Here is a 12846-nt window from a genome sequence, read left to right as displayed (position 1 = left end):
GCAGAAGAGTGTATATTGCTAAACGAGGAAGAAATAAGGAATATCGGATTCGAGAAAGAATGCTATAAATACTATTCAGACATAGATGGAATCAAGGAAATCGAAAAAGAATGCAAAGTTCTAATTGAAGAACTTGAAAAGTTTAAAAAGGAATGTGATGGTGCCGACTACGACATGAAATGTCAAAAGGCTGCAGAACTTCATGGCTTAATCAAGGAAGATAAATCAAAGATTGACAGAGAGCAGGCAAGGCTTAAGCAGAGAATGGCAGATGAGGATGAAGAGCAGTTTGAATTTATTGCAAGGATTCTTCAGGAAAAATACAATCAGCTGAAAAAGGAATCGGAAAAAATAAGCAGTAATCTGAAAATTGAAAAGGAAGGACTGATCATTCAGAAGAAGGAGAATTCCAAAGACATTGAAAGGCATGCTCTTGAAATTGACAGTATAAAATCAGAAGAAACTGAAAAGAACCTTCTCATAAGGCAGTTTGATGACAAGGTCAAGGAATTGAATGAAAGAAACAGGGACTTTAAGTGGAATAAAAATCCACTGACTGATGATTATGAACCTTCTTTATTAAGAAACTACAATGATGACCTTGATGGAAAGAAGAATGATCTTGTTGACAGAAATAGGTCCCTTGATTCGGAATCCGGCAATGCAGTGAAAAAAATCAAGTCCCTTGAAAAAGACAACAATGAAAAGGAAATCGAAAAGTCTTCCTTAACTCAACAGCTTAAGCAGGCTGAAACAAGACTCCATGATTATAATAAGGAGTATGCTAGCGTATTTGAAGAAGTCAGGGTTTACGGATTTGACGAGGAAAGATTTCATGACAATGAGTTTCTTGTCCAGGAGTTGAGTCTGATTGTCAGTGAAAAGGAGACTGAACTCAGTCATTTGACATTGGAGAAATCAATGGTCATGGAGGCAGGTGAAAGCCTAAAGGCTGGACGGCTGTATTCCCTTCCTGAAGAGTTTGTGGATTTCCTCGACAAGGAAAGCATAGGTTTTCAGTATGGATATAAGTGGCTCCTGGACTATGAAGGTCAAAAACTTCCCAGGTCCCTTCACGCAGAATATCTGAAAATATTGCCATATTCTCTTATAGTTGAGGAGAATGATCTTCTGAGATTCAGGGAGGCTTCGAAAAACTACAATATTGAAAGAGTAATCCCCATGGTAAGCTATCAATTCATATCCGGTATCATTGAAAATGATCATACAAATATAGAAAAGGACGGATTGCTTCTTCATACTTCCTTTGATGAAAAGCTGCTGGAAGCTGACTATGTAAAAAGCAAGGTAGACTCATATGAGGATCGTCTAATTAATATTGACACTAGCAGTGAAGTAATCAGAAACAGTCTTGAAACCATAAGAAATGTCATGTTCAGATATCAAGATTTCATATCCAGATATGATAGTGACTCTTTCGAGAAACTGACACATTCAGTCCAGGGACTTAAGGAGGTAATTGAAAGGCTGGAAAGTGAAACGAAAGCCAACAGTGAAGCCATTGAAAAAATCAATGATTCATTGAAGGAAATGGACTCGGAAATGAAAGAAATAGATCAAAAGCTCAAGACTCTTGAAAAAATTATCATACACTATCTGGACATTGAGAAGGAATATAAAAGTTATACAACCAACAGGGAAGAACGAAGCAGAGTAAGAAAAAAGCTCAAGGAAAATAAAAGCAAATTGGACGACCTCAAAAAGTCCCTTGAAAAGCTTGAAGAAAGAATCAATGGCCTGAACAGGAAACTTGCCGATGAAAAATCCGGAATTGAGAAGCTAGAAAACAAAACAACTGCCCTGGCTATATCGGAATCCGAGAAATGGAACAGTGAGACCCTGGAAAGGCACCAACTGTTCATGGAATCCATAGACCAGCTGGAAGGAAGATATGAAGAGCATGAGAAAAAGAGCGGTGACATAGAAGACATTAAAAAGCTCATAGGAACATATTCAGAATATATGAAGAAGAATGAAGTTGAACTGAAATCACTCGGGTTTGTTGAAGAGGACTATATAGACATATCATATGATTTGGAGCGCCTTGTGATACTTGATGCAGAAGTAAAGATACTGAGACAGAAGATTGCAGATCAGGACAAGAGCATATCATCCAAAGAGGGTATAATTCATGATAGACAGAAAAAATGCAATGAATTCAGGGAAGCCATACTTGAAAGGTACAGACGAGAAGAGATTTTTCCAAGGGAAAAGCTAATAGATGTGGATTTCAAGAAGAGAATAAGGGAAAAGAAAGCTGAAATCGATGAATTCAAGAAATCGGGAAAGGAATATCTGAACATAAAGATGAAGTCTGACAATTCAATGTTGAGGCTTAAGGATGTTGCAGGAGATAACTTAAAGGACCTTCAGTCAAATGAATACGGCATTGGAACCAGTGAAGCGGATATTGACAGACTATGCGGAGATATTGTGAAAAAGACCAATGGAATCAAGTCAAACAGAAGAGATATTGTGGATAAGATAAGGATTTTATATGACAGGCTATGTGGAGATTACAGCAGCAATGAGCTTTTAGGCAACATGTTTAGGAATCTGCTGAACGGGGACAATATCTATCGTTATGATTTCGTTAAGAGAGTTCTTTCTCAGACAAGGGAATCCATTGACAGGACCTTGAAGAAGTATGAAGCGGACCTTAAGACAATGAAAGACAAGGCAACTGCCCTCTACAAATTTGCATTGACCAGGGTGTCTGATGTATATGACGAGCTGGATGACATAGACAGACATTCATATATTGAGATTGACGAAAAGCGTCACAAGATGATGAATATCAAGCTTCCAAAGAAGGAAAATCTTGATACATCCCATGTCGAAAACCATTTGAAGGAAGTGATCAGAAGGACAAAGAGCAAAATTGAGAGTGATGATGTTTCAGACCTGGACAAATACCTGGACAGCCATTTGAAGCTTGAACAGATATTTGACCAGTATGTGCCTCTTAAGAACATCCGGATCAATATTTCCAAGATCGAGCAAAACAACATATCGAGAATATCCTGGGAGGATGTGAGCAAGACTTCGGGAGGAGAGGTCTTCGTTAGCGTATTCGTGCTATTCATTTCTCTCATGAGCTATACCAGAGGATTCCAGATTGGAAAGAAGCAGCAAGGAAAGGTTATAGTCATGGACAATCCATTTGGACCCGTATCGTCGGGTCACCTTCTTGAGCCTCTTTTCAAGATAGCTAAAACCTACAATACACAACTCATATGCTTCACCCATATAAACACCAGTGCAATAACCAACCAGTTTGAACTCATATATTCCCTCCGGGTAATAAGGGAAGCTGGAAGTTCAAGGGAGCATCTTGAAGCAAAGATAGCAAAGGACGAGAAGCAGGCAGTGGAGATGATCGAAAGCAGTCTCTTTGAGATTGGAGACGGAGACCAGCTGGGATTCATATAAAAAAATGACCTGATGGAGATTGTCTTCATTAGGGTTGAATAATCAACAATTTATTCTACATCATATTTGTTATTCTGCGTCATTTAGTGTATAATTGATGCAGAATACTTGGAGGAGGTGCAGAATGAGGTCTTTTAATTATAACGAGATTGAAGAATACATATATGATAAAGAAGTTGTAGATTTACTTACAGAAATTCATGAGTATAGAGGTAAACAAGAATTATTCATGGAATCCTATCCTGATGTACTTGAAGCAATGATTAAAGTAGCAAAAATTCAAAGTACCGGCGCATCTAATAGAATTGAAGGTATATATACAAGTGATAAAAGGTTAGATGAATTAGTAGGAAAAAAAACAGAACCTAAAAATAGAAATGAAGAAGAAATTGCCGGTTATAGAGAAGTGTTGAATACAATTCACGAAAATTATGATTATATCGTCCCTAGAGCAAATGTGATTCTACAGTTACACAGAGATTTGTATATGTTTAATTCCGGTTCAATAGGTGGTAATTATAAGAACTCAGATAACATCATTGAAGAAAAGAATGAATATGGAGAAAGAAAAGTTCGATTTCAGCCAGTACCTGCGTATCTTACAAAAAATACTATGGAAGTAATGTGTAATCAGTTTATAGAAGTTATAAACAAAAAAAGTGCAGATCCGTTATTGCTTATTCCGGTATTTATATTAGATTTCCTGTGCATTCATCCATTCAATGATGGTAATGGAAGAATGAGTAGACTATTAACTTTACTTTTACTATATCAAAACGAATATATTGTAGGTAAATACATTAGTATAGAAAGGCTAATAGAAAAATCTAAGGATAGGTACTACGAAACATTAAGATTAAGTTCAATTGGTTGGCATGAAAACCAAAATGATTATAAACAGTTTTTGAAGTACTATCTTGGAGTTGTGTTGGCTGCATATAGGGAGTTTTCTTCAAGAGTTGATACATTAAGAAACAAAGGATTTTCTAAACCAGAACGGATAAGACATGTATTTAATACTAAAGTTGGGAAAATCAGTAAGTCTGAAATCGGTAAATTATGCCCAGATATAAGCACAACAACTATTGAAAGGACGTTGGCTTCACTATTGAAAGAAGGATATATAATTAAAGTTGGTGGTGGAAGAAGTACTGCATATGTGAAGGTTGATAAATGATTCTAATAACCCTGCGAATTGAAATCTGTGCGTTCATTTTGTAAGTATAAATGCGATGAATAGTTTTTCATTGCATTTGTTTCGCTGGGGGATAATAGTTGATTGTAGATTTATAGGTCTATGATGATCAGGAGGAAGAAAAATGAGTAAAAAGTCGTTTTTAAATAATAACGTATCTTCTACAAATAAAAGCACTCTAAGCCAAGGTAATTATCATCATCAATCTTTAACTTTTACATATTTCTGTTTGCTGCTATTAGGTTTATCAGGTATTGTCATCTCAATTAGTCCTTGTTCAATGGCGGGTAATAGATAATTTTTTCTAAAAGTAGGTCGGTGCTTGATTCCGACAAGAGTCATCAGCTCATTATTACTCATGGGCATATCACCTATGACAGCCATCAATTTCTTGACTTGTTCGGTTACTTGTACGCCGACTTGTTCGGTTTGGTCTAGACTTCTCAAAGAATCATATATACCTTGAAGAAGAAACTCAATAAACATTTTTGAATCTGCTGCTTTGTCGCACTCGCCTAATACCTTATAGTATTCGTCCTGCCTTTCCTTTATAAGTGACTCAACAGGCAGCCATCCAAATATTGTTTTCCATTTATAAAGTATCAGTGTCTGCCACATTCTCCCTATCCTGCCATTGCCGTCAGTGAAAGGATGGATAAATTCAAATTCATAATGAAAAACACAACTCTTTACTAGCGGATGAATCTCTGAAATTTTGCTCCATTGTATTAATTGTTTTATCTGCTGCCTTACCAAATGTGCGGGAGGTGCCATATGAACCAACTGTTCTCCTGCAAAAATTCCTACACCACCGCTCCTGAATTTACCTGATTCTTTTGTAAGATCATTCATCAAGAGGTTATGGGCTGTAAGTAATGAATTGATACTATATGGTTCTAACTCAAGCAGTTTTTCATAAGCTTCATAAGCATTCTGGACTTCCCTTATATCTTGTCCCGGACCTAGAATTCTCTTGCCATTTATAATTGCTGTAACTTGTTCCAATGATAAGGTATTATTTTCAATTGCCAGGGACGCTTGGATAGTTTTAATCCTGTTATTTCTTCTAAGTTTTGGGTTGATTCCATCTACTTCTCTTAAAGTGATTTTAGTAACCAATTCCATAATATTAGCAACTAGGGTTACTGTCTTTTCACTGATTGTGAAAGGTGGTTTGTAATCCATTGGACACCTCCAAAATATACTTGTTTTAATTATACCGTACAAGTCGGTAATGTGAAACCAAATTTCTCAGGAGGTTTGAGTTTTTATTTACACAAGAGGTTTACTGTGATAAACTTTACGTAAATGGTTTATCGCGACAAACCTTGAGGAGGTATTTATGGAAAATTACAATATTTTTGATGCAGAATATAAATTTATGGAAATTATTTGGGAGCTGGAGCCTGTTAATTCTACAGAACTAAGCAAGGAATGTTTGAAAAGACTGGGTTGGAAGAAGTCCACGACCTATACAATGATTAGAAAGATGTCAGAGAAAGCACTATTAAAAAACGAAAATGCTATAGTTAGCTCACTAATCAATAAAGAGCAGGTACAAAAATATGAAAGTGAAGCTCTGATGGAAAAATCTTTTGATAATTCTCTTCCTGCATTTTTAGCGACATTTCTAAAAGACAAGAAGCTATCTATAAAAGAAGCTGAAGAAATCCAGAAAATGATAGAGGAGGCAAGCAAATGAGTAACCTGTTTCTATCAATTCTAAATATGAGCATAACGGCAACCTTTGTTGCTGTGGTAGTAATGATTGTGAGACTCTTGCTAAAAAAGGCACCAAAGATATTTTCATATGTTTTATGGAGTATTGTACTTTTTCGTCTTTTATGTCCATTTACAATTGAAAGCTCTATAAGTATGATTCCTGTAAATACGGATACAATATCCAGTGAAATTGTTTATTCACAAAACCCTGAAATACAATCGAATATAGAAATAATAGACAATTTTGCAAATGATTCCATTGAAAATAGTATTCCACCAGTTAATCCTACAGATAGTGTCAATCCAATGGGAGTACTGGTTTACATAGCGTCACTAGTTTGGATAATTGGAATAGTAATATTAGTAGGATATGGAATGGTTACTTATTTTAAATTGAAATACAAACTTTCAACTGCCACCTTGGTAGATAACAATATTTATGAGACAGATAGAATTCAAACGCCCTTTGTATTGGGACTTTTTAAGCCGAGGATTTTTATTCCAACAAGCCTTTCGGAATATGAAAGTGACTATATTATTAAGCACGAAGAGATTCATGTAAAAAGATATGACCATTTGGTCAAGCTAGTGGGATTTGCAGCACTTGCCATACATTGGTTCAATCCTATCATATGGTTGTCCTTTTATCTAATGGTAAAGGATATGGAAATGTCCTGCGACGAAAGTGTTATGAAGGTATCAAAAGCTGATATACGTAGGAATTACTCGGAGACATTGCTGAGTATTTCCTCTAGACAGAGTGGAATGTTTATTCCACTTGCATTTGGTGAAAGTAATGTGAAATCGCGTATAAGAAATATACTTAATTATAAAAGACCCAGATTCTGGATAATTATCATGGCTGTATTGATACTGACCATATCGGCAGCAGTGCTAATATCAAATCCAAGGGATGATGAACCTGATCTTTCAATGCTCAACATCAATGTGTTTCTTAAATCAATAGGAACAGGCGACGGCCTTGTTGCAGAGACAGAAGACAATGGAAGGTTGTTTTTAAGTCCCGAAGGTGAGCTGCTGGAAATTTTCAATCAAAATGAATGGAAAGAAAAAAAGGTGGATTCACCGTATGAAAGATCATTTATATTAAGACTCTATTTAGACGGCGGGTATTTTGTCAGTTTCTATTCCGATGAAAAATATGCCATGGTATATTTCAGAGACGGCAAGGAAAAGTATAGATACTATGAGATACCTGATGGAACATATGAAAAGCTGGAGGGGTATATATTGGAGAAGGGACAGCCTTGGGGAGATGTAATTCCCAATGTTTCCAAAGACGAAAGGACCGATGATGCAGAAGGTATGGAAATTGGTGTATTCCAGGTGAAAGCCATGGTGGATAAAAATCTGGAAATAATAATGTCCTCTCCTATGGAATCATCCAATCCACAGGACTATATGGATGCGCATGATGATGAATATCAAAATATTGTGAAACTTGGTGATGAAGCACTTGATTATATGCTCTATGAATTCCGGGCAGGAGATCAGGAAGGTCTGCGGGAACATATAATGATGAAACTGTCAAAGGAGATATTGGGAGTTAGAAACAATGTGAATGATGATACCCTGTCACCAAGGGAATGGTATGAAGCCTTGTCTATAAGAATGGATAAGGAACTTCCAGATTATTCCTATGATGGATTGGATATTATAGAAGGAATGGTATATTTTACAGAAGTGGAAAGGTCATCTCAACCAAATAGAGGATTTACCGTTGTGGCACCAAAGATATTCGCAAGCTATGAGGAAGAAGAATATCTCAAGGTTTTTACAACTACATACAGCGTAACATACAAACTTTATGACAATATACTGGAAGTGGTAAGTGGAGGTGTCATTCCTGCGGCCATTACATATAAGAAAGAAAAGTCAAAAGGATTTGTCTTAGTTGACTATGAACAGGTAATGGATGGATCTGACTTTGCAGCCTCCATAGGTGAATATTGTAAAATGCCTGTATCTGGCCAAGAAATCAAAGGATTGGCAGAGGAAATACTTAAACATTATGGAAATTATGATGATCTTTTTGATCTTCAGAGAGAAAACCTATTGAAGCATCTGAAGAAGAATGGAATAAAGGATGCAACTCTTTATAATTACAAGGGAGAGATTGAATTTTCCATAAAGAATTATTAGATAAACTTGAAGCAGTAGATGAAATTGTGGATTGCACATTATTATGTTATAATAATATACAAAGGAGGTGCTTGTATGCCGAAGATTAAACCAATTACTGAACTTAGAAATACTACTGAGATTTCTGAAATTTGTCATTCAGAATTAGAACCTGTTTTTATCACTAAAAATGGCTATGCTGATATGGTTGTAATGAGTATGGAAACATATGAACAACTTATTGACATTAATAAAATCGATACAGCAATACTTGAATCAGAGAATGATAACAAGGAATTGATAGATGCAAAAGAAGCATTAAGTTCTCTTAGGAGGAAGCATTTTGGATAAATATCATGTGATGTTAAAGCCAAAAGCTTTAGAAGATATTGATTCTATATATGAGTATGTTGCATTAGAACTACAGAATGTTGATGCTGCATCAAAGTTAGTCGAGAAATTGGAAACTGCAGTAATCTCCTTAGAGCTACTTCCTTATCGTGGTACTGAACGTAAAATTGGTATGTTTGCAAATAAGGGATATAGACAAATTTTTCTAAAAAATTTTACTATCATTTATAGAGTTGATACAAAGAAAAAACAAGTTATTATTGTTCATGTTGTATACTCGAAAAGAGATCTTTAAGCACAAGGGAGGATTCCTTTGTGCTCTTTGAATCTATACGGATTTACTATCAACAGCCTTCATCCTAAGTAATAATTTGAACTGGGAATAGCTGAAGAACATTAACCCTATCCATATCATTCCGAAAGGTATGAAATCTAATATTGTAAATTCCTCATTGTAAACAAATATCCCCAAAATTAACATTAGACTGGGGGCAATATACTGTAAAAAGCCCACTATAGTTAGTGGCAATCTTTTTGCACCTATTCCATACAGAATCAATGGCAGAGCTGTAACGACTCCACTCATCATGATCAGTGGCCAGTAATAATCAGGAAAATTGTTGCTTATGCCAATACCACGGTATTCTGCCAGTAATACATAGATTAGAGATGGCACACTTATTATTAGAGTTTCCACTCCCAAACCAAGCAAGGCATCCAACTCCGATTTTTTCTTGAGCAAACCATACAATGCAAAGGTAATTGCCAGCAGTAAGGCTATGATTGGTACACTGCCATAGTATAAGGATTTGATGATGACTCCCAGTGCTGCGAACCCAATTCCTAGCCATTCGTATTTTGACAGCTTCTCCTTATAAAAAGCCACCCCGAATACGGTCAGAACAAGTGGATTAATGAAATAACCCAGGCTACTCTCTATTATATATCCGTTGTTTACAGCCCAAATGTATATCAGCCAATTCATTGAAATGATTATAGCTGATATGGATGTGATTTTCATTGTTTTTGGGCTCAATAAAGCCTGTTTTATTTCTGAAATCCGCTTGGTTATACACAATAAGATCACCATAAATACAAATGACCAGAGTGCTCTATGTGCAAATATCAAGTATGGACTTATATCGTCCACCAGTTTCCAGTATACGGGTAGAAGTCCCCATAACAAGAAAGCAGAAGTTCCAAAAATCAGTCCTGAAATATATTGTTTACGATCCATATCCACCTCGATTCATTGTTTGTGTTTCATGTCTGCTATAATGATACCAGAGAAAAGGTATGTTAACAAATAAATTTGGCTCGATTTTTGAAATCTTGAATTTGAATGAAAAGAACAAGCAACCAAAGCCTGCATGGCAATGGTTGCTTGTTTTATGTTAGGCTATTATACTCTCTAGCAATTCAGTAGCCTTCCTCGCCTTCCTTGCAGCTCCGTAGCTGAATTCCACGTGGTCTTCCTGACCTGCCTTTGTTGCTATATTGTCAGCTGTTGCAGGAATTGCAAGCTGGTCAATAAGTGTTACTATGCTTGCAGCCTTTTCAACAGCATCGTCATCACAGTTCTTGTAGATGAACTTGGCAATGTCTGAAGTTATTACCGGCACAAGGTCCATCACATAACCGATCTGGGTGTTTGAGCAGTTGCAGCCCATTACAGGTTCGAATCCGCCATTTTGGTCGTCGAAGAGTGTTGGATTATCGCAGGTTACGTTGTTTTCCTTGTTGAGATTGAACTTCATGAATTCCATTGTATTTGTCATTGACTGGTAAAGATTTTCATCCTTTTCCTTCATTTCCTTGGAAATACTGTCAAAGAGTTTTTCGAACTTGTCATAGCAAAGTACTGAATTTGCCTGAGTTACAGTAGAACCGTTCATAGTGGCAAGAACTTCCTTGCATTCGAATTCAAATGTTTCAGCAAGGCCGACTTTTTTGAAGGCTTCCTGGGCATTTATGATTTCTCCATTGTAGTATGCTTCGGATTCCTTGAAGCCAGCGATAAACATTGCCATTTCAGCAAGTGGAGCAAGATCACTTAGTCCAGTGGAGCCTAACTCATGCATGACAGGGGACACTCCTGAATTGAAGATTGCCAAATATCGGTCAATAAGAGCAGGCCTAACTGCTGAATAACCTCTTGCAAGTACATTGGCTCTTATTAGAAGGGTAGCTCTTGTTATGTTCTCATCCAATGGATTCCCAATATTTACAGCATGTGGATATGGGATGGTCTTGTTCCATCTTATATGTTCTTCAGGAGGAAGTGCAGTATCCTTCATGTTTCCAAGTCCTGTGTTTATTCCATATACTACGGGAGCATCGCCAGTAAGCCATTTGTCGACTTGGTTTCTTGTTTGTGTGCAGAATGCTCTTGCTTTATCTTCAAGCTTCACTTCCACATTTTTAGATGAGACAGCTTTGACTATAGTTTCAATGTCAAGGTCATGTCCGTTTATATAAATAATTTCCTTGTTCATAGCTCCTCCTATTTAAGACTTCCAACTGTATTTTCAACAGCCGAGAGTAGTTCGCCAGTAAATATCATTCTGTCGAGTTCATTCATTTCAGGTATTATGTATCTGTTTGACTCAACTAGTTTTACACTTTCCCTGATTTTATTGTATGCAGCTTCAGTTCCCTTTCCAAGCTTAAGGTCTGGAAGAACTTTTTTTACGAGATCGATTCCCTGACATGACATGAATGTTTCAATCATGATTATCTTGGACAATAGTCCAAGTGAGTCAACTACTCTTTTTGCTGATGAAAATGCCAGTGACTTGTTTAGTCGGGTGTCTGTAGTTGCTCTCGTAGGAAGTGCTTGTGTCTTAAGTTCACCAAGTATTGCTGTACCTACTGCCTGAACTACTACAAAACCGTGGTTGTATCCGGGATCCTTGTATATGAGATTTGTAGGAAGTCCATATGAGAAATCATGATCATTGAGTCTGAAAGTTCTTCTTTCTGAAATATTTCCAAATCCTGCCAGTGCTGTTATAGCCATGTCTGTTGAATATCTCATCTGAGTGGAAAGGTCTAAATCACTTTCCATATATCCTTCGATGCTTTTTTTCATGAAATCAAATGCATCTCTTGCACCGCCGTGAGTTTGTGGTGCTGCTCTAAATGATATTGCATCCTGACATCTTGGATGAGTGTCATATCCAAAGGCGAATCTTCCCTTGTCATCTGCAAATTCAGTATCTTCAAGGATTCTTAAAGTGTTTTCTGCAGAATTTTCCTGTTGCTGGAATGGTCTTGATATATGGTGGAGTCTCAGGTCGAAAGCTCCTTTTTCTCCTCTTATTGCTTCAAGGTTCAGAGCAAGGCTTAAGTCCACTGACTTTGCGAGGATCATGGATTTTACATTGCCGTAGATTCCATAGGCTACAGGAAGTACCTTGTGAAGAGCTTTCTTTATATTGTCAGCCTTTTCTGCCAGTTCTCCTAGAGCTTCTATTATAAAGTCTATCTGTTCTGTTTCAGTTGCAAGTACTACTGGTATTGACGGCAGGCTACCTTCTGCTTTTTTTTCAAGCGCTGAAGTCAGGTCCTCATTATTTGAATATTCTTTTGCCAGTAAGTATATTGTCAAAGTTGTTATTGATTCCGGATAGTGTGAATCAATCAGTTTTTTATCTGATTTAATCTTGCTTGCAAGAAAATCAAAGTTAATTATTGTAGTTTTCATGTAATCACTCCTTATGTATATATACTAAGCAATTATTGTGCCAAGTTTGAAAACGGTTGTTTCAAGGGGTCTACAGTATGATGCAAAAAATATATGCAGATACTGCTATAAATTTAATTGCAATGCATAAAATATATGCATATAATGTAGATATATGATGAAATCATGTTATGGACAAATGTTATCAAAAAAATTTGATAACTAGCAACTAAATACCGAGATTAATTAGTGTCTACTGAGTAAGTAGAATTTTTGATTAACCCGCCATCGTAAAAGG

The 12846-nt window shown here is 36.5% G+C and carries 10 protein-coding genes; 6 read left to right on the top strand and 4 right to left on the bottom strand.

Annotated features, from left to right (window positions below; genetic code table 11):
* Both AC3AX0_RS01475 and AC3AX0_RS01470 read left to right on the top strand, forming a co-directional pair.
* Positions 1-3453 (top strand): hypothetical protein (locus AC3AX0_RS01475; protein ID WP_487548529.1); only part of this gene is annotated, 3453 nt, incomplete at its 5' end.
* 124 nt (positions 3454-3577) lie between these two features.
* Positions 3578-4630: a Fic family protein gene (locus AC3AX0_RS01470; protein ID WP_487548528.1), complete on the top strand. Its 1053-nt coding sequence runs from the start codon at positions 3578-3580 to the stop codon at positions 4628-4630.
* A gap of 219 nt (positions 4631-4849) precedes the next feature.
* Here the strand turns inward: AC3AX0_RS01470 and AC3AX0_RS01465 are convergent, their stop codons facing one another.
* Positions 4850-5833 carry a Fic family protein gene (locus AC3AX0_RS01465; protein WP_487548527.1) on the bottom strand — a complete coding sequence of 328 codons (984 nt, stop codon included), beginning with the start codon at positions 5831-5833 and terminating at the stop codon, positions 4850-4852.
* A gap of 157 nt (positions 5834-5990) precedes the next feature.
* On the opposite strand from AC3AX0_RS01465, the gene AC3AX0_RS01460 reads away from it, so the two are divergent.
* The 4 genes from AC3AX0_RS01460 (at position 5991) to AC3AX0_RS01445 (ending at position 9158) form a co-directional block, all read left to right on the top strand.
* Positions 5991-6350 (top strand): BlaI/MecI/CopY family transcriptional regulator, encoded by a 360-nt coding sequence (locus AC3AX0_RS01460; RefSeq protein ID WP_487548526.1) that lies wholly within the window; start codon positions 5991-5993, stop codon positions 6348-6350.
* Positions 6347-8533: a M56 family metallopeptidase gene (locus AC3AX0_RS01455; RefSeq protein ID WP_487548525.1), complete on the top strand. Its 2187-nt coding sequence runs from the start codon at positions 6347-6349 to the stop codon at positions 8531-8533. Before AC3AX0_RS01460 ends, AC3AX0_RS01455 begins: the two co-directional genes overlap by 4 nt.
* Positions 8534-8608: 75 nt before the next feature.
* Positions 8609-8863: a type II toxin-antitoxin system Phd/YefM family antitoxin gene (locus AC3AX0_RS01450; protein WP_487548524.1), complete on the top strand. Its 255-nt coding sequence runs from the start codon at positions 8609-8611 to the stop codon at positions 8861-8863.
* Positions 8856-9158, top strand: coding sequence for a type II toxin-antitoxin system RelE/ParE family toxin (locus AC3AX0_RS01445; protein WP_487548523.1), 303 nt, complete (start codon positions 8856-8858; stop codon positions 9156-9158). Before AC3AX0_RS01450 ends, AC3AX0_RS01445 begins: the two co-directional genes overlap by 8 nt.
* A 33-nt stretch (positions 9159-9191) precedes the next feature.
* Here the strand turns inward: AC3AX0_RS01445 and rarD are convergent, their stop codons facing one another.
* The 3 genes from rarD to AC3AX0_RS01430 all read right to left on the bottom strand — a co-directional run bounded on the left by rarD (position 9192) and on the right by AC3AX0_RS01430 (position 12569).
* Positions 9192-10100: an EamA family transporter RarD gene (rarD, locus tag AC3AX0_RS01440; RefSeq protein WP_487548522.1), complete on the bottom strand. Its 909-nt coding sequence runs from the start codon at positions 10098-10100 to the stop codon at positions 9192-9194.
* Between the two features lie 157 nt (positions 10101-10257).
* Positions 10258-11358 carry an aromatic amino acid lyase gene (locus tag AC3AX0_RS01435; RefSeq protein ID WP_487548521.1) on the bottom strand — a complete coding sequence of 367 codons (1101 nt, stop codon included), beginning with the start codon at positions 11356-11358 and terminating at the stop codon, positions 10258-10260.
* A gap of 8 nt (positions 11359-11366) precedes the next feature.
* Positions 11367-12569 (bottom strand): aromatic amino acid lyase, encoded by a 1203-nt coding sequence (locus AC3AX0_RS01430; protein ID WP_487548520.1) that lies wholly within the window; start codon positions 12567-12569, stop codon positions 11367-11369.
* Between the last annotated feature and the right edge of the window lie 277 nt (positions 12570-12846).

Source organism: Dethiosulfatibacter sp., assembly GCF_983023055.1.
This window is presented reverse-complemented; position numbering and strand designations above follow the sequence as displayed.